A 23,875-nucleotide genomic window follows, 5' to 3' on the forward strand; every position below is an offset into this window, starting at 1 on the left:
TGACCCCGGGATTGGTGACTGCTCTGCCACCGCTGCTGTCGCGGGGCGGTTGTCCGGCAGGACTTGACCTTTGTCTGAGGCCACGCCCCCGATTCTGGAGTGAACTCCCCCACTAATGGGCGCGATTCCCCAGCTGAATTCGCGCATGCATCAGCTCAGGAATTGCAAATCTCGGGCAATGTTTGCGAGGGCGTCCAGGCCAGGTGACATATGTTGTTACATCGATGGCAGGGTAATTGCTCAGTGAGCCTAACCCGAGCACGAAGGTGCAGAGTCGGGAAACTGTGGATCTGTTAGTACCTACATTGAGTGATTGCACGTGACCATCGGTTTGCATCACGAAATACCCCTGGCTACTCAATAGAAGTGCTGCAGTCATCCTCTGCAACCGTCCAGGGGAAATGCCAATGAACCCATCCAAGTCAGCGCTGCACCTGTTATCGGCCTTGATCATTCCATGGACGATGTGCACCAGTTTTTACATGGCCTTTTTCAATGTCCCGGAAGGCCTCAAGCTGGCCATTGTCGACTTGAATATCTCCCTGGCGACGTTGTTCATACCCTTTCTCCTGCTGATCAGACCTTTCGTTCGCCGTCTTTTCTGCTTTGTGGTTTGCCTGCTGACGGTAACGCTGGTGGTGGCTGACGAGCCTTCCGGCAATGACAATCAAAGCAATGAGAAGTGGCTGGAGCCGGCACGCTCCAGGCTCATGCACGTGAATGGCGGGATGCCGTTCTTTCCGCACCGGGCCAATACCACCGGCAACCTGGTCCTGAATGTGAAGGACTTCGACAATGCCCAGGTATGTGGCGCTTGCCATACGGAGATCTACAAGCAGTGGCGCTCGTCAATGATGTCCCAGGCCTGGGATGAACCCATCTATCGAGCCTTGCTCAAGCGTGCGAGTTCGGCCACCGAGGGCAAGGTCGATACTTTCTGCACCGGCTGCCATACCCCGATCGGTCTCACGACCGGACAGATCACTTCGGACATCAACCGCTCCTCGATTGAAGACAGCGCGAAGAATCATCCGATGCCCGGGGTCGATTGCGAGACCTGCCACAACATCAGCGCCCGCACCGGCCTCGATAACGGCGCTTATGTCATGAGCCCTCGCGCCCACGGTAAACCGACCAAGTTCGGCCCGCGCAAAGATGCCGTTTCGCCTTATCACGACACCGTGTATTCCGCCCTGCACACTCGCTCGGATTTTTGCGGCACCTGCCACAACGTCACGCACCCGTTCAGCAGCGTGGCGGTCGAGCGCACCTATGACGAATGGCAGGAAAGCACCTACAGCCTTAACGATGTCACCTGCCAGAGTTGCCACATGCCGGGCTTCAAGGGCAAGGCCGCAATCATGGGGCCGGACCGCGAGGAAGTCGCCTCGCATTGGTTCAGCGGAGCCAACGCGATGATGCTCAAGCATCTCGGTCAGGAAGAGGGCTCGCAACGCGCCCGCGACATGCTCGGGCGAGCGGGGGAAATAACCTTCCAGCAATTGCCGGCCGTCATCATCCCCGGGCAATACACCTCGATAGCGGTCAAGGTGACCAACGTCGGTGCCGGGCACAAGCTGCCGACCGGCTTTCCGGAGGGCCGGGAGATGTGGATCGATTTCCGGGTGCAGGATGCCAATGGTCGCGAGCTCTATCGACTGGGTTCGATCAAGGACGGCAAGACCGAGGACAACACGCGAAATTTCAAAGTGCACATCGGCGACAAGGACGGCAATCCGCTGGACGTCGAGGTGTGGAATGCCACGCAGATTCTCTCGGACAACCGCATCCTGCCCAAGGGCTACGATGTCGGGGAGTTCTCCTTCCTGGTGCCGGCCGACGCCGTCGGGCCGCTGACCCTGACCGCTGACCTGAACTACTGGCCGTTTTCCCAGAAGCTGGCCGACTACCTGCTCGGCAAGGATAAGGTGCAGGTGGAAATCACCCGGATGGCCAACGTCACGCAGAGCGTACCCCTGGCGACAACTGTGTCAGTCGTCGGCTCGGATACGCGGCATTTTTAGCCAAGCCGTGTCGACGTCCAGGGTGGGCCGGTCACTCACCGCAGAGGCTGCTGATTCAGGTTTTCGTGACTGCTTGCTGCTCGCCTGATGCATCGAAGCGATTCGCTGCGCCATTCCCTTCGGCAATCAAGCGTGTGCCTCTGCGGCTGCCTGCTTTTCCGGAGTAGCCCGGGGTTTCCCCCCCAACAAGGGTAGCCACTGCAACCGTGGTGCTGCGTAAGCTATTGCTGATGCGCGGTATACGGATTCCCTGCGGACGGAGTGGCAATGAAAAACAACAAAGAACTACAGGTGCACCCTGAGCGACCGGCCATCGGGATGCCTCGCGTATTGCGCGCACATCAACCCGACCGCGAGGCGCGCGCGTTCCTGCGCCTGGCCAACCTCTCCATGAGCCTGCGTCGCGCAGAAGACTACTCGCTGCCCAAGCTGCGCCTGGGTTGGCGATTGACGGCGCTTGCCCTTGCGCGTAATCCGCCGGTGGGCTCGGTGACCGAACAACTGATCGACGGTCCGGGCGGCGCAATCACCGTGCGCATATTCAAGCCTGACAATGGCACCCAACCGCGACCTGCGTTCATGTGGTTTTTCGGCGGCGGGTTCATCATCGGCGATCTGGACACTGCCGATGGCATCTGCCGCAGCATTGCCCTGGCGGCTGACTGCATCGTGATCGCCGTGCGCTATCGCCTGGCACCGGAGCACGATCTGTCTGCCGGCCGCGCCGATGCCCTCGCAGCGTTCCAATGGATGGCAAGAAATGGAGCGCACTGGGGGATCGATACGACTCGCCTGGCGATTGGCGGCGATTCGGCAGGTGGCAATCTCTGTGCTGCGGTCGCCCAGGAAAGCCTGCGCCGCGGCGGCCCGGTACCGAACCTGCAAGTGCTGGTATACCCGGCCACCGACCTGCTGGAGAAATTTCCCTCCTACGCAGAGAACGCCCATGGGCGTGCGCTGTTGACCGATCATGCGGTGCAATGGATCGAACAGACCCTGGCCCCGTCGCTTGAGACTCTCGACCTGGTCGACCCCTGGTATTCGCCTCGCCGTAGCCCCGATATGCGCGGCCTGGCGCCGGCGGTTGTGGTCAGTGTCGGTTTCGATCCGATCCGCGACGACGGTCTGGACTATGCCGCTCGCTTGCGCGCAGCCGACGTGCCGGTGGAACTGTTGCACTACCGGGGGCAGTTCCACGGTTTCCTCAATTTTGATTCGGTCAACGGTGCCAGCCGTGACGCGCTGCAACGCATCGGCAATGCGCTGGCGACGGTATTCGCACGGCAACCGGCAGCGGACAGAACGATCGAGATCGCCGACAGAATGCCACGCAAGCATTCGCGCCTGCGCGTCACTGCCGACGAACTGGCAACCGCCACGTTGACCTCCTGGATTGTCACCGAACGCTGGGGTATCGCGTTACTGCGCCTACTGTCGCCAAAGGCGGCCAGTGCCTGCCGGCTATTGATCAGACCCTGGCTGATACCCACGGTCATGATCCGGCGCAAAGCCATTACCGGCCTCGACCGGCTGGCCGCACGCCAAACCTGGCCAACAGAAAAAAACTGCACTGTGAACCCTTGATCGAGGAGTACGTCATGGCATTACCTGATCCGTTCAAGTTGTACCGCGAGGCCATCACCCGGTTCGAAAACAGCGTCAATGCCTTGGCCGCCCGTAATATCGACTCGAAGGAAGTTGGCCTGGTGATCGACCAGTACTCCAGGGTCACGCTCGGCTTGCAGCATCTGCCGCAGACGTCGCTGGAGCGGCTGCACAAGCGTTTGGGCCTGCCCAGCCGTGCCGAAGTCGACGCGCTTGCCGCCTCCTTGCGGCGTGTGGAAGACAAGCTCGACCAGTTGCTGCCAGTACCCGGCAGTACGCCGTTTGCGTCACGCCCGCCACGCACGCGGCGGCCACTGGCGGTAGAGCGCCAGACGCCCCTGAAACGGGTATCCAAACGCAAGAGCAAGGAGGGAAGTGACAATGCCCCGGCCACATGACAACAAGATCGCCGACCTGTCGCTGGCCGATAGACTTCGCTCGGAGGTCGGCATGATGGTCAAGCGCGGTCTCAAGGGCCTCGAGTACCTCAGCACGCCGCCGCCAGCGGTGGGCTTGACGCCCAAGACGCTGGTGCACCGTCGCGGCACCTTGTGTCTGTACCACTATCACGCAACATCGGACGAGATTTACCGCGTGCCGCTGTTGTTCGTCATGGCGACGACCAGCAAGGCTGCCATTTTCGATCTGACAAAGGGGCAGAGCCTGATCGAGTTTCTGCTCGCCCGGGGTTACGACGTTTATGTCATGGACTGGAATGCGCCGAGCCGGGATGAGTCCCACCTGAAGCTGGAGCACTACGTGCTCGACTTCATTCCCGATTGCATTCGCCGAGTCCAGCAAGACACCGGTGTGGAAGACGTGACGCTGATCGGCTACTGCATGGGCGGTGTCCTTTCGACCCTCTACGCTGCACTGCATCCCGATGGCCCGCTGAAAAACCTGGTGTGTTTCACAACGCCCATCGACTGGACGAAGATGCCCCTGGCCAAACAGCGCCACTTCAAGGCCGAGCGCTTGATCGATGCGACTGGCCTCGTCGCGGCAGAGACGATCATCAAGGCGATTGAGCTGCATCGCCCCGCAGGCCGAATTGCCGGTCAGGCCCGGCTTTGGGACAACATGTGGAACGACGATTACGTCAGGGGTTACCGCATGATGGCGCGTTTCAATGACGAAACCTTGCCGCTTCCCGGCGAATACTTCCGCCAGCTTCACCTGGAGCTGGGGCAAAACAATTCGCTGTACGAAGGCGGCTTGCGCATCGGTGGCCGGGAAGTCGATCTGAAAAACATCCAGGTCTCGTTGCTGCACATCATCGCGCAATACGACTCCCTGGTGCCGCCGGACTGTGCGCAACCATTGGTGGCCCGAGTGAGTTCGCTCGACAAGGAAGAACTGATGTTGCCGGGCGGCCATGTCAGCCTGGTGGCGGGGTCGGCAGCGGTCAAACGGATGTGGCCCAGGCTCGATCAGTGGTTGAGTGGACGATCCCTGTAAATACAGCAGGGCAGTGTGATTGGCACGGGGCTTCCTCTGTACCCATGCGCAGGAGGGCGACTGTTGGTCGGATGAAATAAAGATCCAGGTTTTATAGGAGTGTCTGTTTATTGACAATTTCCGCTGTGTTTTAAAACAAAAGGTTGTGGTGACAAATTAAAATAGTTGTGAAGGTGATGGCTTGTTGACGCTCGAATCCGCTCAGACTTAAGTCTGATATCCGGACGCCATGAACCCGGGACACACGACTGCTGACCGGCGGCATCACCGATTCCCTGCTATTAATCAATGAATGTTCGAGTGCTTATCTTTTGGGGAGCGCGTCATGAATCCATTCATTCGCATCGGCATTGTCGACGATCATCCGATGTTGCGTGAGGGCGTTGCCAATACGCTGAGAAAACGGGCGGATCTCCAGGTCGTGGAGCAGGGCGCCAATGCGCAGGATGCCAAGGACATTGCCACGAGGGTGCGACCGGATGTGATGTTGATGGACGTCAATATGCCGGGGGACGTTTTCGCCGCAGTGCGCTTCATTTCCACAGAACTGTCGGAAGTGAAGGTGCTGATGCTGACGGTTTCGGAATCCGAAGATGACGCCTTCCTGGCCATGGAGGCCGGCGCGCGCGGGTATGTGCTCAAAGGTGTCAGCGGACCGGACCTGGTCCAGGCGATCAGGTCGGTAGCCAAGGGTGAGACGTATATCACCCCCGATTTTGCCAACAAACTGCTGAGTAATATCAAGAAGCACGAAGCGGAAACTCACAAGTGTGATCTGACCCACCGCGAGGAGGAGGTCATTCGTGAGGTTTCAAAAGGGCTGACCAATAGGGAAGTGGCGTCAAAGCTGTTGATCAGTGAAAAAACCGTCAAGCACCACATGGGCTGTGTGATGCAGAAGCTCAACGCCCGAAATCGTGTCGAGGCGGTCACGGCGCTACGGCATTACAGGGAGCGCGAAGCGTTCGGGCGACTTCACATCGACGTGGCAAAAACACCAATGGATGCCGAAACGGCACCTGACTAGAGTTTGAACTGTGCCCTTACCGACGTGCCAGAGGCGCAGGAGTCGATGTTGAACAACCCGCCCAGCGATTCAACGCGATAACGCAAACCGGCGAGCCCCAACCGGGTTCTGCCGGATTTCTCGAGCAGCATGGCGTCTGCCGCCATGCCTGGACCACTGTCCCTGACGCTGATGTTCAATACGCCGTCGATGTATTTCGCCTGGATGACCTGGCCCTCGCCGTTGGCATGACGGTAGGCGTTGTTGAGGGCTTCTTGCACAAAACGGTACAGACAGAGTTTGAGCGGCAGTGGCGCGGCTTTCGGCAGCGGCCCCAGGGTCAATTTGACCTTGGTGCCAGTGCGTTGCTCATGCCGTTGCGCCACCAGTTGCAACTCCTCCACCAGGCTCAACGCGTTGATTTCCGGAAGTGCCAGGCCTCGTGATAGATCGCGGACCTCACGCAATGCGTCGGTGGCGGCGCCGCGAACGGTTTCCAGCGCCTCCTGATCGACCGTGGAGAAGTCCTCGGCCAGGTCGTCGAGCCGGATCAGAATCAAGGTCAACAGCTGCGCCGGCCCATCGTGCAGGTCTGCGCCAATGCGCCTCAAGGTGAGTTCGTTGATATGGGAAAACTCCTCGGTAGCCGTCGCCATCTTGCGCTGCAGTTCGGCATTGCTGATGTGCAGGCGGGTTTGCTCTATCAGCCGCAAGCGCAGTGCCACCTGCTGTTGCTGGATAATCTTGTCACCGCGTCGCACGATGAAGAACAGCAGCGTCAGCATGGCCAGCGTCGCGGCGCCGACGACTCCCCATACCTCCTCCCGGACCCGATTGATCTCGCGCCTGAGGCTATCGGCCTTTTCGTAAAATTCGCCCACCGCGATGATTTTCCCGGAGCGTGAATCCCGCAGGGGCGCGTAGATCTCATAGAGTGGCACGTTGAGCTTGCGCTCGAACTCGTTCTCGTCCTGGGTCAGCTCTTGAAGATCGGTGACCACTTTGCCCTTGAGCGCCTCGGTGATCTCATCCAATGGAAATTGAAGGTTGGTGACGTCTTTGTTGGTGCTGTAGACCACCGTGCCATCTGCTCGCCAGATCTTGATCGAGACAATGTGCTGTTTCAGCGAACGACTTTCCGTGAGGCGGTCCAGGGACTGGACACTGGCGGCCGAGAGCTCGTTGTCCCGGCTCAACTCCTGCACAAAAGGCTCCAGGAACGTATCCATGTACTGGGCGCCTGCTTCTGCGGCGCTATGTACCGCGGCACTTTCTATGCGGGCGCTCACCAAATTGCCGACGAAGAACATGGTCAGCCCGAGGATCACCGCAGCGGCAATGACAAACTGGGTCGAGTGACTCAGATTGCGCGCCCTGAGCCTCATCCGGGTGCGCCAGACTCCATTGCGAATTCCATCGGAAATATCCGCAGGTTCGACCAGGGCCTCAATCTCCTGCGCGATAAAAGTCTGGTTCTGTGATTCGACTTTTACATCTTTTGCCATTGGTCTGGTTCCCTGATCATCGAGACAGGTCGCTTGCAAACCCTGCAGCTCAACGCCAATCCGCAGTTTGGCGCCACGCCCATGACTGACAGTAGTTCACTGTATAGCGATTCGACAGCGGCACTGGTCGACTGCTCACCGCGAATGATCATCCCGACCCGGTTTCAGTTCAAACCGGCCGCACCGCAAGGATCTGCTCGATCAGCCACGCCAGCGCCGGGTCATGTTGGCGTTGCGCCAGGTACACCAGTTCGAGCTGGAACGAGCCGACGTCGAACGGCAACTCGAACACTTGCAGCGGTAGCAACTGCGCGAATTGATTGGCCAACTGGGTGGGCAGCACAACGCTCAAATCCGAATGGGCGACCAGGTGCGCCGCTTGCAGGTAGTTGGGCGTGGTGTAGACGATTTTTCGCGACAGGCCTTGCTTGCCCAGCCATTGGTCGACCATGCCGCGCGACTGGCCGCCACTCACCCAGAGATGGCGCAGGCCCAGGAAGTCATCCAGCGTGAGTGTGTCGTGTGCCAGCGGATGCTGCTTGCGCACCGCCAGTCGCAGGGTTTCGCTGTGCCAGATCCGACGGGTGAAACGTGCCGGCACTTCTTCGAAGCGCCCCAGCACCATGTCCAGTTCACCCCGGTCCAGCAGCTCGGCGGGAAGGCTGGGGGCGAGGTGGGCGACGTCGATCCGCAGGTTCGGCGCCAGTTCACCCAGGCGCGCAAGCAAAGGCGGCATGCACAGCTGTTCGACAAAGTCGGTGAGGGCGATGCGCACCTGTTGCTGGCTCATGCGTGGGTCGAAGGCTTCGCCGGCATTGAGGGTCTGTTCGATCTGTTGCAAGGCTGCACGAATCGGCCCTTCAAGCGCCAGCGCCCGGGTGGTGGGTTGCATGTGGCGGCCAACGCGCACCAGCAACGGGTCGTCGAACAGTGCGCGCAGGCGGGCGAGGGCGTTGCTGACGGTTGGCTGGCTGAGTGCCAGGCGCTCGGCCGCCCGCGACACGTTCTGCTCGCGCAACAACATATCGAGCACTCGCAGCAAATTCAGGTCGAAGGTTTTTAAATTCAAATTACAAATACCAGGCATATGAAAATGAAATTTCAAAAATAGTAGGCGCCTGCTTAGGGTGGCGGCAATATTTTCCACGCTGACAACCCAAGAGGCCCGGTCATGAATTATCAAGCTCCCCTGCGCGACATGCGTTTCGTGCTGCACGAAGTGTTCGATGCCAGCGGCCATTGCGAGCGGTTGAACAACGGCCTGGACCGGGAAACCATCGACGGGGTCCTCGAAGAGGCCGCGCGGTTTGCCGCCGAAGTGGTCGCGCCACTGAACCGCAACAGTGACGAGCAGGGCTGTGAGCTGAACGACGGCCACGTCACCACGCCCCAGGGATTTGCCGATGCCTACCGGCAGTACGTCGATAACGGCTGGGCGAGCATGACCGGGCCGCTGGAGTTCGCCGGCCAGGGTTTCCCGCAGCTGATTTCGGCCAGCTTCCACGAAATGCTGATGTCCGCCTCGTTGTCCTTTCGCATTTACTCTGGCCTCACCGAAGGCGCGGTGCTGGCCCTGCATCGCCATGGCAGCGAGGCACTGAAACAGGCTTACCTGGGGAAAATGGTCAGCGGTGAATGGTCTGGCACCATGTGCCTCACCGAGCCCCAGGCGGGTACCGACCTTGCCCTGTTGCGCACCCGTGCCCAGCCCCAGGCCGATGGTAGCCATGAGGTCACGGGCAGCAAGATTTTCATCAGCGGCGGCGAGCAGGACCTGACTGCCAACATCGTTCACCTGGTCCTTGCCCGTTTGCCGGATGCACCGGCCGGGGTGAAGGGCATCAGCCTGTTCCTGGTGCCCAAGTTCATCGCCGCTGCCGATGGAACACCGGGGCCACGCAATTCGCTGAGCTGTGGCGCACTGGAACACAAGATGGGTATCAAGGGCGCTTCCACCTGCGTGATGAACTTCGACGGCGCCCAAGGCTGGCTGATCGGCGAAGCCAATCAGGGGTTGGCGTGCATGTTCACCATGATGAACGATGCCCGCTTCCAGGTTGGCCTGCAGGGACTGGGTATCGCCGAGGCTGCGTTCCAGGGTGGCCTCGCTTATGCCCGCGAGCGTCTGCAATCGCGGGCCATCAGCGGCCCGGTAGCGCCGGACAAAAACGCCGATCCGATCATCGTGCACCCCGATGTGCGCCGCATGCTGCTCACGCAAAAAACCTTGAGCGAAGGCTGCCGTTTGCTCGCGACCTACACCGCCCTGCAACTGGACCTGGAACACGGTGACCCGCAACCCGAGGGGCGGCAGCAGGCAGGGCGTCGGGCAGCGTTGCTGATCCCGATCGTCAAGGCGTTTTTCACCGACGTCGGCCAGGAAGTCGCCAGCCTTGGCGTTCAACTGCATGGCGGCCACGGCTACATCCGCGAGTGGGGCATGGAACAGTTGATGCGCGACAGCCGCATCACCCAGCTATACGAGGGTACCAACGGTATCCAGGCGCTGGATCTGCTTCGGCGCAAAGTGCTGGGCGATGGCGCAACCGAGCTGGGCGCCTTGATCGATGAACTCGCCGCGCATGTCGATGCAGCCGGTTCGCAAGCAGGGCTGAGGAAAATGGCCGAGGCCATGCAGCAGCGTCTCGTCGAATGGCGCGAACTGGGTGCCGAGGTCGTCGAGGCGTGTCAGCGGGATGTGCAGGAAATCGGCGCGATGTCGGTGGGTGGGCTGTGGATGCAGGCGGCTGTGCGTGCCCAAGCCGTACTGGATGCCGGTACCGACGAACCGGCGTTCTATCGGGCCAAGCTGCAAGCGGCGGACTTTTACTGGCGCCGGGTGCTGCCCCGTGCCAGTGGCCACCGCGAAAGCCTGCGGGGCGGGGCCCATTGCCTGATGGCCATGGACGAGGCCGATTTCGCATTTTGATGGCGGCACCGTCCCGTGAACACCTGCCTATTAAGGACGAACACTGCAACTGTGGCGAGGGAGCTTGCTCCCGCTGGGGCGCGAAGCGGCCCTGAAAATTGGTTCTTCACGGAATCCCGGCGAACTGTAGGAGCCGGCTTGCTGGCGATGGACTCCAGTGCGCCGCGTTTATCCGGTTTACACGCGTCATCGTTAACGACCATCGCTGGCAAGCCAGCTCCTACAAAAGGCCGCGTTGACCTTCACCTGTAGGAGCCGGCTTGCCGGCGATGGACTCAAGTGCGCCGCGTTTATCCAGTTTGTACGCGTTATCGTTAACGACCATCGCTGGCAAGCCAGCTCCTACAAAAGGCCGCGTTGACCTTCACCTGTAGGAGCCGGCTTGCTGGCGATGGACTCAAGGGCGCCGCGTTTATCCGGTTCATGCGCGTCATCGTTAACGACCATCGCTGGCAAGCCAGCTCCTACACGGGTCCGCGTCCTGGTCGAAAATGGATTGACCTTCACCTGTAGGAGCCGGCTTGCTGGCGATGGACTCCAGTGCGCCGCGTTTATCCGGTTTACACGCGTCATCGTTAACGACCATCGCTGGCAAGCCAGCTCCTACAAGGGACCGCGTCCTGGTCGAAATGATGTGAACACCAAACTGTAGGAGCCGGCTTGCCGGCGATGGACTCAAGTGCGCCGCGTTTATCCAGTTTGTACGCGTTATCGTTGACGACCATCGCTGGCAAGCCAGCTCCTACAAAAGGCCGCGTTGACCTTCACCTGTAGGAGCCGGCTTGCTGGCGATGGACTCAAGGGCGCCGCGTTTATCCGGTTCATGCGCGTTATCGTTAACGACCATCGCTGGCAAGCCAGCTCCTACAAGAGACTGTGTCCGAGTCGAAGGTGAAGTGGCTTCCAAGCCAATAAAAGAACCAAACAATGGGACTGCTGCGCAGTCCAACGGGAGCAAGCTTCCTCGCCACAGGTGCTTGGCCTATCTCTTAAGTGAGCACATGTTCAGGCCTGTGCGGCGCTGACCTTGCCAGTGACTGCGCAATTCTTGCGGACCGCTTGATACAGCAGGCTGGACACCAAGAACCCGACAATAGCCAACACACTCATCAACGAGAACACGTAGTTGTAGCCTTGCTGACCTGGGAAATGGTCAAGGATTGAGCCATAGATGACGTAGGCAAACATGCCCGGCGCATAGCCGATCAGGCAACCGATGCCAAAGGCTGAACCGGTGATGTGCTGGGGAATGCCGACTTCACCCATGGGCGCCCAGAACACGCCTCGCATGGAAAAGACAATCAGCGCGAAGGACAGGGTGGCCGCCATGCCCGCGTAGATGAAACCCGGGCTTTTCGGGATGAGCATGATCACGCCCATCAGCGGCAACAGCGCCAGGAATGCCCATTTCAGATAGCGGCTGGAGCTCTTGAATTGCTTGTCGGCAATGAAACCACCAGCAGGGCCGCCGAGGATCTTGAGGAAGTACTGGTTGATGATGCCGTAGGCGCCCACCAGGGCCACGGGCAGTCCGTACATTTCCTTGAGGTAGGGAATGAAGTAGGTCAGGCCGCAGTACACGATGTAGACCATGAACACGTTGAGGCTGACCAGCCAGATGCCCGGCACCTTGATGGCCTCGAACAGGTTCGACAAACCGTTCTTCGGCTTGACGGTCGACTGGGTATTGCCGCTCTTGAGCAGCAGCCAGGTCAGGGTGCCGGCAAGAATGTCGATGACCGAGTAGAAGAGGATCGCCGACTTCAGGCCGTTTTCACCGGAGCCCATGGCGACGAAGACGCCCAGCGCAGAGAAGGCCACCAGGGTATCAATGACGCCGCGCCCGCCTTCGAGCAGGCCGAACAGGCGTCCCTGCTCCTTATCGTCGCCGAGGTTGCGGATGGCTTTGAGCAGCGAAGGCCAGAAGATGCAGTCGGCACACACGGCCAGCAGGCAGAACACAATCAGCAGATTGCTGAAGGGCGGAAAAGTCGCCAGGTAGAGCCCGAGGCTGCCGGTACCGATCAGGCCAAGGGGGATCAACTTGCGCGTGTCGTACCGGTCGGCGAGCATGCCGCCCACCACGAACAGCGCGGTGGCGATGATGGCGTTGGCGCTCAGCAGCACGCCGATTTCAGTGTGGGACAGCCCCATGAATTCCTGCATGGGGATGTAAAAGGCGTCCTTGAGATTCGCCAGCTTGTAGATGGTGCCACCACCGAGGATGAGAATCAGGAATCTGAGCCATTTGGCCTTGTCATGGGATGTCATTATTGTTCTCCAGGCTTGATTGGGTAGGCAGTGCCGCCAGGCACGTCAGGTTCAGGCGTCAGCGCAATGGGCCAGGGTCAACTCGGCCAGGGTGCGGAATTCCGCCAGCAGGCTTCGTACATAGGCGACCTGGTTGTTGGCCCAACGGTGTTCGCCGGCGAGCATCTGCTCCAGGGAGAAGCCTTGCGGCAGCGCTGTTTCACTCATTTCCCGGTAGGCAATGAACGGGTCGGCGGCTTCGTCGAGCTGGCGGAATGCCGGGGCGACGTAGTGGTTTTCCTGCTCGAGAATGAAGGCGATCACTTGCGGGGTTGATTCGCCGAGCATCAGCAGCTCGAACAGCAAGCGGGCGTTGGGCAGGTCGTCTTCGTCACACCCTTGCAGCACGCCGTAATGCCCGAAGCCGTTTTGCTCAGGCACGATGCGCACACCCTTGAGGTGGGTCTGGCGTATGTGCGGCGCGAGATTTCGCAGTGCCGCAAGGGGTTGTTCGCAGGCATTGATCATGTTGCCAAAGTCGAACAGGGCGTGCAGGCGAGGGTGATTCAGCCGGCTCAACAGCTGCGCGATCTCGTCGCTCTTGAGTTCCTCATGCTGCTCGAAGTCGAAGTACAGGTCGTGCTCGTCAGCCTGCTGCGCGAGGTAGTGCAGGTCCGACTCGATCACGTCCATGACCCGCGACAGCGCCCCTTCGTAGCGTGAGTAGACACGGATATTGCGGGTGCCCACCGCCTTGGCAATGGCGATCACTTGATCGACGTCTTTTTTCAAGGTGCTGCTGATTTCCAGATGCACATCCAACCCGAGGGAATTGGCCTTGTCTGCAAATGCCTGAAGTTGCGCAGGTGCCATTTGACTCAGGCTGTTTTCCTCGCCGTCGAGCAAGTGCAGGCTCAGCCCCTGCAGCTCGTGGCGATAGGCGAAGTCCAGCAGGTCGGCAGGTGTCACGCGACCGTGGGTCAGGTTGGTCAGCAAGGGATAGGCGTGGGCAAACAGGCGCAGTTGCGCCAGTCGGTCGAGCAACCGGCGGGCCAGTGCCTCGGTCAATGCGGGGGGAGCCTCGGCCTCGACAGCCTTATGGCTGAGCAGGGCGTTGAATCGTTCCTGGATCTTATTGTTCATTCGAGTCGTTCCTGGTTCAGACACCGGGTCTACCGGCGCAGCCTTTATCGCGCCAGTCAGGAACTCTCGATAGATCCATTATCAGTTAAATCATAAGACCACTTGCGTTGCGTCAAGTGGCCTGTTGCAGATAACCCATTGTGTCCAGGGCCTGGGCCAGCGCTTCGACGCGTGCCTGGGCCTGGTCTTCGGGGGTGCTGGCAAAGCCGATCAGCAGCGCCGGCGGCAAGACATGTTCGACGCAGTAGTCGCTCAGGGGATAGGTATGAATGCCATGCTGGCCGAGCTCCCTGGCCAGGGCATCGTCATCGAGATGCGCGGGTAACCAGGCGATCAGGTGCATGCCGGCTTCCACCGGCGTGATCCTGAAGAAAGTCCCCAGGCGTTTCTGCAGGTGTTTGACCAGCGCCTGCTGGCGAGCCTGGTACAGCGCACGCATTCGACGGATATGGCCGAGGAAGTGGCCTTCGCGCATGAAGTCTGCCGTGACGGCCTGGAGCAGGGTGGGCGGGCTGCGGTCCATGACCGCCCGCAGGGTGCAGAAGGGTTCGATCAAGGCGTTGGGCAGTATCACGTAACCCAGGCGCAGCGACGGGAACAGTACTTTGCTGAACGTTCCGGCGTAGATGACCCGGGCCCATTGGTCCATGGCATAGAGTGCCGGCAGGGGGCGGCCGTTGTAGCGAAACTCACTGTCGCAGTCGTCTTCGATGATCCAGCTTTGATTGTGGGCGGCCCAGTCGATGAGCTCCTGGCGCCGCGCATAACTCATGGTGATGCCCAACGGATGCTGGCGCGAAGGCGTGGTAAACACCAGGCGGGCGTCAGGACACCGGGCCAGGCCTTGCTGGACATCGATGCCCTGTTCGTCGATACGCAAAGGAACCACCAGACCACCCTGGGCCTGCAGCGCAATGCGCGCCGCGATATGCCCCGGGTCCTCCATCCAGAAGCTGTCCTGCGGATTGAGCAACAGCATGCCCAGCAGGTTGAAGGCTTGCTGGGCGCCGGAAACGATGACCACCTGCTCGGCCGTGCAGTCGATGCCGCGGGCATCGAATACGTATTCGGCAATCGCCTCGCGCAGGGCCAGCAGTCCCTGTAGTTCGCCATAGCCGAGCATGGCCTTGGTCGGCTTGTGCAGGTGGCGGTTCATCAGCCGCTTCCAGACCGTTTGCGGAAACGCATCGTAGGCGCTGTGGCTGGGCAGGAACGAGGTCGGGCTGCCGGTCGCCCAGTCGGCATAGGAAACACCACGGAAATGATCGCTGCGCAACGACAGCACGGACTGGCTCAGATTGGACAGGCGGGGAGGTTGGCGCTGACTCTCTTCGTCATCAATACCACGGCTTTCCCATTCATCGCCGACATAAGTCCCGGCCCCGGTGCGCGACGTCAGGAAACCTTCGGCGATCAGTTGATCGAACGCATTGAGAATGCTGATTCGAGAAAGCTGCAGCTCCTTGCTCAGGGTCCGGGTGGACGGCAGACGTACGCCGCCCTGAATCCTGCCACTGAGAATCTGTTTGCGAATCTGCAAGTAGAGTTGGCGGTACAAGGGGATCGAACTGGCGCGGTCCAGCTCGATGCCTGACAACAGCAAACCTGCGGAGGATTTCATTATTCGTTCGTCTGGATGGCGTGTGATTTGGCCTGAATTGTAGTCAGGCACCGGGGGTGAGAAAGGGTATCGAGCGGGGCTGGATATGTCATCCACCGCAGACGTTGATACGGCGCAAAAAAGCTCACCACGCAAGGCATGGCGGGCGCAGCGTTTGGGCTTTTGCCAAGGAATGTGTTATCACCAGGCCCAACCAAAGGAGTCTCCACATCACTTATGGCCAGCAAGCTCACTTCCAGGATTGCACTCATCACAGGGGCCGCCCAAGGGATCGGCGCGGCAATTGCGCAACTTTTCGTGCAGGAGGATTGCTTTGTCTACGTCACCGACATCAACGACGAACTCGGCAGCACGGTTGCCAACGCACTCGGTGATCGCGCCAGCTATCTGCGTCTCGATGTACGGTGTGAAGAAGATTGGCAGCGAGTGACGACGCAGATCCTGAAGGAGCGCGGCAGGCTGGACGTCCTGGTGAACAACGCCGCCGTTACCGGATTTGAGCAAGGTGCCGTGCGGCACGACCCGGAGCATGCGCGCCTGGAGGACTGGCACGCCGTACATCGCACCAATCTCGACGGGGTATTTCTCGGTTGCAAGTACGCCATTCGCGCCATGCGACATGCAGGCGCGGGCTCGATCATCAATGTCTCCTCTCGCTCCGGACTGGTCGGCATACCGGGCGCGGCGGCCTACGCGTCGTCCAAGGCCGCCGTTCGCAATCACACCAAGACGGTGGCGCTTTACTGCGCCGGGCAAGGCCTGAAAGTGCGGTGCAACTCGATTCATCCGGCCGCCATCCTTACCCCCATATGGGAGCCCATGCTGGGCACAGACGCAGGCCGTGAAGAGCGGATGGCGGCCCTGGTTCGCGACACTCCGCTGAGACGATTCGGGATGCCCGAAGAGGTGGCGGCCATGGCCCTGTTTCTCGCCGCGGATGACTCGACGTACGTCACCGGCAGTGAGTTCAACATCGACGGGGGGCTCCTGGCAGGCTCGGCGGTGACCCCCACGGCTGTCGATGACAGCGGGGACTAGCTCCATCCGGTCGTGCGAGCTCAAGTAATGTCTTAACTTGAACAGTCGCGCAAAATAACCTCTGGCCGGCAGGCACCAACCTGTCTGGTCACGGTCAATAAAACCCGCACGGCCTCACCGCACGTTTTCCCTCAATTCCATTCGAAGATTTAACCCATGCACCTACGCAAAATTGCAGTTGGGCTGTCGGCCCTTGTTTTGCTTTCAAACGGGGCGCAAGCCCGCAGCCTGCTGGATCTGCTCAAGCCGCCCACCGCGCAACACGAACAAGCGTCACGCTCGGGCTCGATCAGCCAGCGCGCGGCCCTGGACCTCTACTCGAACAAACAAAAGCAGCCAACGTTTGACGGCTGTGCAGAGCTGTTCCCGGCAGCGAATCCGATCAACACCGCCACCGTGCCTGCATCGATGAAGCCCCTGGCGCTGTGTTCCGACAACTTCGCGGTTTTGTACTCGCAAACCAGCAAGACCCCGCTGGTCGTGGTCGAACGCCTGAATGCGGCCCAGCTGCAGGATGCCAAAGGAGAGGAACGCACCAACCAGTTCTACCCGGACCCCCGCATCCCCAAGGGCGGGCGCGCGGAGTTGAGCGACTACCGCAGCCAGAAACCGGCCGTGGACCGTGGTCATCAATCCCCGGCAGCCGATGCACCGAATCCCAATGCCATGGCCCAGTCCTTTGCGCTGTCGAACATGGTGCCGCAAGACCCGACCAACAACCGCAAGATCTGGAGCAAGGTCGAGGCGGATGTCCGCAAGTTTGCCAAGCGCGCCGATGGCAACGTGTTTGTCTTTACCGGCCCGCTGTTTGACCCAGGCTACTCGACCATCGGCGACAACCAGGTGTGGGTGCCGACGCGCCTGTTCAAGCTGGTCTACGACGCATCGTCCAAGCGTGCCTGGGCCTATGTGCTGCCGAACGCAGAAACCCGTATCCAGAAGCCCATGGACTATGAAACCTTCGTGAAGAGTACCGGGCTCAAACTGCTCGGGAACCTGCCCGTGACAGGTTCAGCAGGGCGTACCTGATGGCTGGATGAGCAGTGCCCCGAAGGCTGGATTCATCCTTTGGGGTGTTTCACTCACGGATTAATAGGGTGCGTGATCGGTGAGAAATAGCGCTTTGGCATTAATACTTAGTGTTTATTAAAGCACCGAAAGACCGGAAAACAGGTTCGGTTACTTCGCCATGAACCCCACGGAAAAGCGGGTCAAGGAAATAAATCCGGCAAGAAGTAACAAATAGTAAAAATGAACTATACCCAATAGGGCAATCGCTCCTGACCCCGGGACATGGTGCCTTTGAAGTTGATCGTCCCTGGAACTTCAACGTCATTCGACTGAGAGATTCTGGTTATGAATGCCTTGAAAATCGCTGCCAGCGAGGCGGTTCGGGATTGTTTTTTTAATTCCCGTGAAATCGTCCCGCTCGACCAGACTGACTTTACCGATGTCGCGGTTGCCGTGCTCTCGATCGATGATCTGGCAGCCGGTTCGCTGGACGCCATCAAGCGTACCGGCTTCGACATCCCGATCTTCCTGGTGGCCAGGAAGGGCGGCAGCAGTCGCTCCCTGGAGGTCTACAAACAACTGCAGGATGTGATTTTGCAGGTCAATGGTGTCTTTGATGTCTCCAGCAATAATGCCCAGTACTACGGCAACCAACTGGAAACCGCCGCCAAGGCCTACGAAGAAAGCCTGCTGCCGCCGTTCTTCGACGCCCTCAAGCACTACACCGAAGCAGCCAATGCGACCTTCGCTTGCCCCGGTCACCAGGGCGGCCAGTTCTTTCGCAAGCACCCGGCCGGTCGGCAGTTTTTCGACTTCTTCGGCGAGACGCTGTTTCGCGCCGACATGTGCAACGCCGACGTCAAGCTCGGCGACCTGCTGATCCACGAAGGCCCGGCGCTGCTGGCGCAGAAGCACGCGGCGCAAGTGTTCAACGCGGACAAGACCTACTTCGTGCTCAACGGCACCTCGGCGTCCAACAAGGTGGTGACCAACGCCCTGTTGACCCCCGGCGACCTGGTGCTGTTCGACCGCAACAACCACAAGTCCAACCACCAGGGTGCGCTGTTGCAGGCCGGCGCGACGCCGGTGTATCTGGAAACCGCACGCAACCCTTACGGCTTCATCGGCGGCATCGACGCCCACTGTTTCGAAGAAGACTACCTGCGAGAACTGATTGCCGAAGTCGCCCCGGACAAGGCGCAACTGCCACGGCCGTTCCGCCTGGCGATCATTCAACTGGGCACCTACGACGGCACCGTGTACAACGCCCGGCAAGTGGTCGACCGCATCGGCAAGCTGTGCGACTACATCCTGTTCGACTCGGCGTGGGTCGGTTACGAACAGTTCATCCCGATGATGAAGGACTGCTCGCCGCTGCTGCTCGACCTCGACGAAAACGACCCGGGCATCTTCGTCACCCAGTCGGTGCACAAGCAGCAGGCCGGTTTTTCCCAGGCCTCCCAAGTGCACAAGAAAGACCGCCACATCAAGGGCCAGGCGCGTTATTGCAACCATCACCGGCTGAACAACGCGTTCATGGCCCAGGCCTCGACGAGCCCGTTCTACCCGCTGTTCGCCTCGCTGGATGTGAATGCGCGCATTCACTCGGGCCGCAGCGGCCTGCGCCTGTGGGAAGACTGCGTGAAGTTCGGCATCGAGGCGCGCAAGTTGATCCTCGAAGCCTGCACCATGGTCCGCCCGTTCGTGCCGTACACCATCGAAGGGCGCGCCTGGGAAGACTATCCCACCGAAGAAATCGCCAATGACATCCGCTTCTTCGAGTTCCATCCCAAGGATCGCTGGCACGCCTTTGCCGGTTATGCCGAGAAGCAGTACTTCATCGACCCGTGCAAGCTGCTGTTCACCACCCCGGGGATCGACCCGGTCGACGGCAGCTACACCGACTTCGGCATTCACGCCGGCATCCTCGCCAACTTCCTGCGCGAGAACGGCATCGTTCCGGAAAAATGCGACCTCAACTCGATCCTGTTCCTGCTCACCCCGGCCGAAGACTGGGCGAAGATGACCCACCTGGCCGCACAGATCGCCCGTTTCGAACGCTTCATCAGCGATGACGCGCCGATGAGCCGGGTGTTGCCAGCGATCTACGCGCAGCATCAGGAACGCTACCGCAACTACACCATCCGCCAGCTCTGCCAGGAAATGCACGACCTCTACCGCCATCACAACGTGCAGCAACTGCAAAAGGACATGTTCCGCAAGGAACACTTCCCGAAAAAGGCCATGAACCCGCAGCAGGCGCAAATCGAGTACATCCGCGGCAACGTCGAGCTGGTGGCGTTGGCGGATGCCGATGGGCGGATCGCGGCTGAAGGTGCGTTGCCTTATCCGCCGGGCGTGCTCTGCATCATCCCGGGCGAAGTCTGGGGCGGCGCGGTGCTCAAGTACTTCCTGGCGCTGGAAGAAGGCATCAACCGCCTGCCGGGTTTCACACCGGAGTTGCAGGGCGTGTATTTGCAGCAGGAAGCCGGTCGAACCCGGGCCTACGGTTACGTGCTCAAGGTCTGATGCAGTAGGTGTTAGCCCCTGTCTGGCCGCGTGCTGCACGTCGCCAGGCCAGGTTCAAAACTCTGAACAAGGCAAGGAGTTTGCGATGGCGGATTCAAGCAAGAAAATGGGCCTGATGGGGCTCACGACGCTGGTGACGGTCAACATGATGGGCTCGGGCATCATCATGTTGCCTACCAATATGGCGCAACTGGGCGCGGTCTCGCTGCTGTCATGGATTTTCACCGCGATCGGCTCGATGGCCATTGCCTACTGCTTTGCCCAGTGCGGGATCTTCTGTCCGCGTTCGGGCGGTTTGTCCGCCTACACCGAGGAAGCCCATTCAAAGTCGGGGTTTTTCCTCTGTTCGTACCTGTACTTCCTGTCCCTGGCTATCGCCAACGTGGCCGTGGCCATCTCGGCGGTGGGCTACATGACGGCCTTCATCCCCTGGCTGGGCACGGGTGCCATTCCACTGTGCGTCGGCACGATCGCGCTGATCTGGCTGACCACCTTCGCCAACTTCGGTGGCCCGGGCATCACCGGCAAGATCGGCGCTTTCACGGTGTGGGGCGTGATCATTCCGGTAGCGGGCCTGAGCATCATCGGCTGGTTCTGGTTCAAGCCCGATGTGCTGGCCGCCGCCTGGAACCCCAATAGCCTGGCGATTTCCGAAGCCATCGGCAAAGCCATCCCCCTGACCCTGTGGGCCTTCCTCGGTATGGAATCGGCGGCCCAGGCCACCGATGCCGTGGAAGACCCCAAGCGCAACGTGCCCCTGGCCTGCCTGTTCGGCACCCTGGGTGCCGCCGTGGTCTATGTGCTCTCGACCACCGTAATCCAGGGCATCATTCCCAATGCCGAGCTGGCCAAATCCTCGGCACCCTTCGCCTTGGTCTACGCGACGATATTCAACCCGATGGTGGGCACTATCGTCATGGCCCTGGCGGTGATGGCCTGTGTCGGCTCGCTGCTGGGCTGGCAATTTACCCTGGCGCAAACCGCGAAGATGACGGCTGACCAGAACCTGTTCCTCAAGCTGTTCAGCAAGGTCAACTCGATGAATGCGCCCGTCGTCGGGATGATCGTCTGCGGCGTGCTGCAGACCTTCATGGCCCTGTCGACCATCTCTCCCGATGCCGCCGCCCAGTTCAGCAAGCTGGTCAGCCTGGCAGCGGTGACCAACCTGATCCCCTATATCACTGCGCTGACCGGCCTGCTGGTGATCATGCACAAGGCCGGGGTTTCGTCGGCTATTCACACGCGCAACGTGGTGGTCTTGCTGATCGCCGTCACCTACTCCTTGTACGCCCTGTATGCCTGCGGCAAGGACGCCGTGATGGGCGGCACCCTGGTGCTCGCTGTCGGCTACCTGCTCTATGGATTCCTCGCCAAGCGCTTCACCGAAGCGCCATCCGCCAACCAGGCCAGGGCCGGTAATCCTTAGGCGTGGCCATCAGGACTGCACAGACATCTGCATACGGGGAAACCGGACATGAACGTACCATTTGCCACAACCACCAGACTGCTGCTGGCCTTCGCACTCTTGACGCTGCCGCTGGTGGCCGGCGCCAACACCCTTGAGCGTGTGCGCAGCAGCCACACTTTTACCTTGGGTTATTTGCCTGACCTGGCCCCTTTCAGCAAACAGGAAGGCGACAAGGCCAGCGGTTATGCCATCGACCTGTGCCTGAAAATCGCCGACACGCTCAAGCGCGAACTGGGCCTGCCCGACCTGCAGGTGCACTATCAGCCGGTAACGGTTGCGGACCAGGTCAGTGCCGTGAGCCAGGGCAAGGTCGATATCCTCTGCACGCCGACAGCGCCCACCCTGGAACGGCGCAAGATGATCAGCTACTCCATCCCGATCTACACTGCCGGTCTCTCGGTCGTGGTGCGCAACGATGCGGGCGAACCCTTGCTCAATGTGCTCAATGGCAAGGTCGCCAACACCGGCCCGACCTGGCGAGCCAGCATCAACAATGGCCTGGCCAACCAGACCTACGCGACCCTTGAGGGCGGCGTGACCGAAGACTGGATTCGCGAGCAGATGCGCCTGCTCAACGTGATCGCTTCGCTGGTGACCGTGGCCAACAACGACGAGGGCGTCAAGCTGGTTGCCGAGGGCAAGGCCGATGCCTTCTTCTCCGAACGCATGCTGCTGCGCAACGAAGTGGCCAAGGAAGGCGCGGCCAAGAACCTGATGATCCTGGACCGCATCTTCGAGTACTCGCCGGTGGCGATGATGGTGGAACGCAACGACGAAGACTTCCGCTTGCTGGTCGACACGGCCCTGAGTGAGGCCTATTACTCGGGCTTTGTGGAAAAGGCCTACGACCAGTATCTGGGCGGGAGCAACCTTACGGTGAAGAGACTGTTCAGGGTGTATGCGTTGCCCTGATGTCATCGTGAGTCAAAGGCCGCTTGCGGGCGTTATGTTGTTCACTTAATACGTGGTGGGGTGGTGTACATATCCGTTGCTGCGGTAACGGCTGCTTTTGGTTCCGCCCTTATGGCGGGTCACTTGGAAAAGCCCCAAGTAACCAAGGGCTCTTGCCCCTTTCGTTCGGCCTCTCGATGGGGCAAGAAGATCCAAAGCAAAAGCCAAAGCGAGGCGGCCGACCGGCCTGATTGGGAGCCGTGCGTATTTCTCCCTGTAAGAGCTGGCTTGCCAGCGATGGCGGCCTGACAGCCGACCTGTTTTTTGTTGACTGCGTACATATCCGTTGCTGCGGTAACGGCTGCTTTTGGTTCCGCCCTTACGGCGGGTCACTTGGAAAAGCCCCAAGTAACCAAGCGCTCTTGCCCCTGGCGTTCGGTGCCTCGCTGTGGCTCGGCATGCCCTCGCTCCGGTCCTGCTCCGTGGGCCCGCCGCCATCGGCCATCCATGGCCGGGGGCGGCTAACCCGGCATCCATGCCGGGTTGCCCACTGCGCAGAACCTGCGCTCGGCCTCTCGATGGGGCAAGAAGATCCAAAGCAAAAGCCAAAACGAGGTGGCCAACCGGCCTGATTGGGAGCCGTGCGTATTTTTCCCTGTAGGAGCTGGCTTGCCAGCGATGGCGGCCTGACAGCCGACCTGTTTTTTGTTGACTGCGTACATATCCGTTGCTGCGGTAACGGCTGCTTTTGGTTCCGCCCTTACGGCGGGTCACTTGGAAAAGCCCCAAGTAACCAAGGGCTCTTGCCCCTGGCGTTCGGTGCCTCGCTGTGGCTCGGCATGCCCTCGCTCCGGTCCTGCTCCGTGGGCCCGCCGCCATCGGCCATCCATGGCCGGGGGCGGCTAACCCGGCATCCATGCCGGGTTGCCCACTGCGCAGAACCTCCACTCGGCCTCTCGATGGGGCAAGAAGATCAAAAGCCAAAGCAAAAGCGAGGCGGCCTGCTGGCCGGCCTGGTCGATAGCTCGGACGTTTCTACGCTTTGGCTTTGGCTCTGGCTCTGGCTTTGGCTTTTGATCTTGATCTACCTGCCCCGTTTCCAGAGGCCGAACGCAGGCGTTGCGCAGTGGGCATCCCGGCATGGATGCCGGGATAGCCGCGCACGGCCATGGATGGCCGATCGCGGCGGGCCCACGGAGCAATGCCGGAGTGAGGGCATGCCGAGCATTAGCGAGGCACCGAATGGTGGGGCAAAGCCTTTTGGTTCCTTTTCGGCGTTTGGAAAAGGGACTCGCCGTAAGGGCGAAACCATAGGCCGCCGTTACCGCAGCAACGGATATGTACGCGATCAAAAAAAGACTTTGGCTTTGGCTCTGGCTTTTGATCTTGATCTACCA

General features: G+C 60.2%; 16 protein-coding genes. 11 read left to right on the forward strand and 5 right to left on the reverse strand.

The features are described 5' to 3' along the window. Positions 1-407 precede the first annotated feature (407 nt). The 5 genes from QMK54_RS15385 to QMK54_RS15405 all read left to right on the forward strand — a co-directional run bounded on the left by QMK54_RS15385 (position 408) and on the right by QMK54_RS15405 (position 6,114). A complete protein-coding gene (locus tag QMK54_RS15385; RefSeq protein ID WP_110660124.1) occupies positions 408-2,024 on the forward strand; it encodes a multiheme c-type cytochrome in 1,617 nt (538 codons plus the stop codon). Positions 2,025-2,291: 267 nt separating this feature from the next. Beyond that, positions 2,292-3,608: an alpha/beta hydrolase gene (locus tag QMK54_RS15390; RefSeq protein ID WP_320402860.1), complete on the forward strand. Its 1,317-nt coding sequence runs from the start codon at positions 2,292-2,294 to the stop codon at positions 3,606-3,608. 14 nt (positions 3,609-3,622) lie between these two features. Next, positions 3,623-4,027, forward strand: a complete 405-nt coding sequence (locus tag QMK54_RS15395) for a hypothetical protein (protein ID WP_320402861.1) — start codon at positions 3,623-3,625, stop codon at positions 4,025-4,027. Further along, a complete protein-coding gene (locus QMK54_RS15400) occupies positions 4,011-5,087 on the forward strand; it encodes an alpha/beta fold hydrolase (protein WP_320402862.1) in 1,077 nt (358 codons plus the stop codon). Before QMK54_RS15395 ends, QMK54_RS15400 begins: the two co-directional genes overlap by 17 nt. Positions 5,088-5,412: 325 nt before the next feature. Continuing rightward, entirely contained in the window at positions 5,413-6,114 is a 702-nt protein-coding gene (locus QMK54_RS15405; protein WP_320402863.1) for a response regulator transcription factor, read from the forward strand. On the opposite strand, the gene QMK54_RS15410 is transcribed toward QMK54_RS15405, so the two are convergent. After that, complete coding sequence (locus tag QMK54_RS15410; RefSeq protein WP_110660120.1) at positions 6,111-7,598, reverse strand: sensor histidine kinase; 1,488 nt, start codon at positions 7,596-7,598, stop codon at positions 6,111-6,113. The two genes, QMK54_RS15405 and QMK54_RS15410, sit on opposite strands and share 4 nt — an antisense overlap. A gap of 169 nt (positions 7,599-7,767) precedes the next feature. Next, positions 7,768-8,685 carry a LysR family transcriptional regulator gene (locus tag QMK54_RS15415; RefSeq protein WP_320402864.1) on the reverse strand — a complete coding sequence of 306 codons (918 nt, stop codon included), beginning with the start codon at positions 8,683-8,685 and terminating at the stop codon, positions 7,768-7,770. 84 nt (positions 8,686-8,769) lie between these two features. On the opposite strand from QMK54_RS15415, the gene QMK54_RS15420 reads away from it, so the two are divergent. Continuing rightward, positions 8,770-10,527 (forward strand): acyl-CoA dehydrogenase family protein, encoded by a 1,758-nt coding sequence (locus QMK54_RS15420; RefSeq protein ID WP_320402865.1) that lies wholly within the window; start codon positions 8,770-8,772, stop codon positions 10,525-10,527. Positions 10,528-11,532: 1,005 nt separating this feature from the next. Here the strand turns inward: QMK54_RS15420 and QMK54_RS15425 are convergent. The 3 genes from QMK54_RS15425 to QMK54_RS15435 all read right to left on the reverse strand — a co-directional run bounded on the left by QMK54_RS15425 (position 11,533) and on the right by QMK54_RS15435 (position 15,541). Then, positions 11,533-12,798, reverse strand: a complete 1,266-nt coding sequence (locus QMK54_RS15425; RefSeq protein WP_110661284.1) for an MFS transporter — start codon at positions 12,796-12,798, stop codon at positions 11,533-11,535. Between the two features lie 51 nt (positions 12,799-12,849). After that, positions 12,850-13,920 carry a sugar phosphate isomerase/epimerase family protein gene (locus QMK54_RS15430; protein ID WP_110661283.1) on the reverse strand — a complete coding sequence of 357 codons (1,071 nt, stop codon included), beginning with the start codon at positions 13,918-13,920 and terminating at the stop codon, positions 12,850-12,852. A 112-nt stretch (positions 13,921-14,032) separates the two neighbouring features. Next, the gene (locus QMK54_RS15435) at positions 14,033-15,541 is read right to left on the reverse strand and encodes a PLP-dependent aminotransferase family protein (RefSeq protein ID WP_110661282.1); all 1,509 of its coding nucleotides are present in this window, start codon (positions 15,539-15,541) and stop codon (positions 14,033-14,035) included. Positions 15,542-15,757: 216 nt separating this feature from the next. Here QMK54_RS15435 and QMK54_RS15440 point away from each other — a divergent pair, with 216 nt between their 5' ends. The 5 genes from QMK54_RS15440 to QMK54_RS15460 all read left to right on the forward strand — a co-directional run bounded on the left by QMK54_RS15440 (position 15,758) and on the right by QMK54_RS15460 (position 22,499). Continuing rightward, positions 15,758-16,579, forward strand: coding sequence for an SDR family oxidoreductase (locus QMK54_RS15440; RefSeq protein WP_320402866.1), 822 nt, complete (start codon positions 15,758-15,760; stop codon positions 16,577-16,579). Positions 16,580-16,735: 156 nt separating this feature from the next. Further along, a complete protein-coding gene (locus QMK54_RS15445) occupies positions 16,736-17,608 on the forward strand; it encodes a DNA/RNA non-specific endonuclease (RefSeq protein ID WP_320402867.1) in 873 nt (290 codons plus the stop codon). A 327-nt stretch (positions 17,609-17,935) separates the two neighbouring features. Next, positions 17,936-20,119 carry an ornithine decarboxylase SpeF gene (speF, locus tag QMK54_RS15450; protein ID WP_320402868.1) on the forward strand — a complete coding sequence of 728 codons (2,184 nt, stop codon included), beginning with the start codon at positions 17,936-17,938 and terminating at the stop codon, positions 20,117-20,119. An 85-nt stretch (positions 20,120-20,204) separates the two neighbouring features. Continuing rightward, positions 20,205-21,545 carry a putrescine-ornithine antiporter gene (potE, locus tag QMK54_RS15455; RefSeq protein ID WP_110662411.1) on the forward strand — a complete coding sequence of 447 codons (1,341 nt, stop codon included), beginning with the start codon at positions 20,205-20,207 and terminating at the stop codon, positions 21,543-21,545. Positions 21,546-21,593: 48 nt separating this feature from the next. After that, positions 21,594-22,499, forward strand: a complete 906-nt coding sequence (locus tag QMK54_RS15460; RefSeq protein ID WP_110662412.1) for an amino acid ABC transporter substrate-binding protein — start codon at positions 21,594-21,596, stop codon at positions 22,497-22,499. The last annotated feature ends 1,376 nt before the right edge of the window (positions 22,500-23,875 follow it).

This window comes from Pseudomonas sp. P5_109 (genome assembly GCF_034009455.1).
GTDB lineage: Bacteria > Pseudomonadota > Gammaproteobacteria > Pseudomonadales > Pseudomonadaceae > Aquipseudomonas.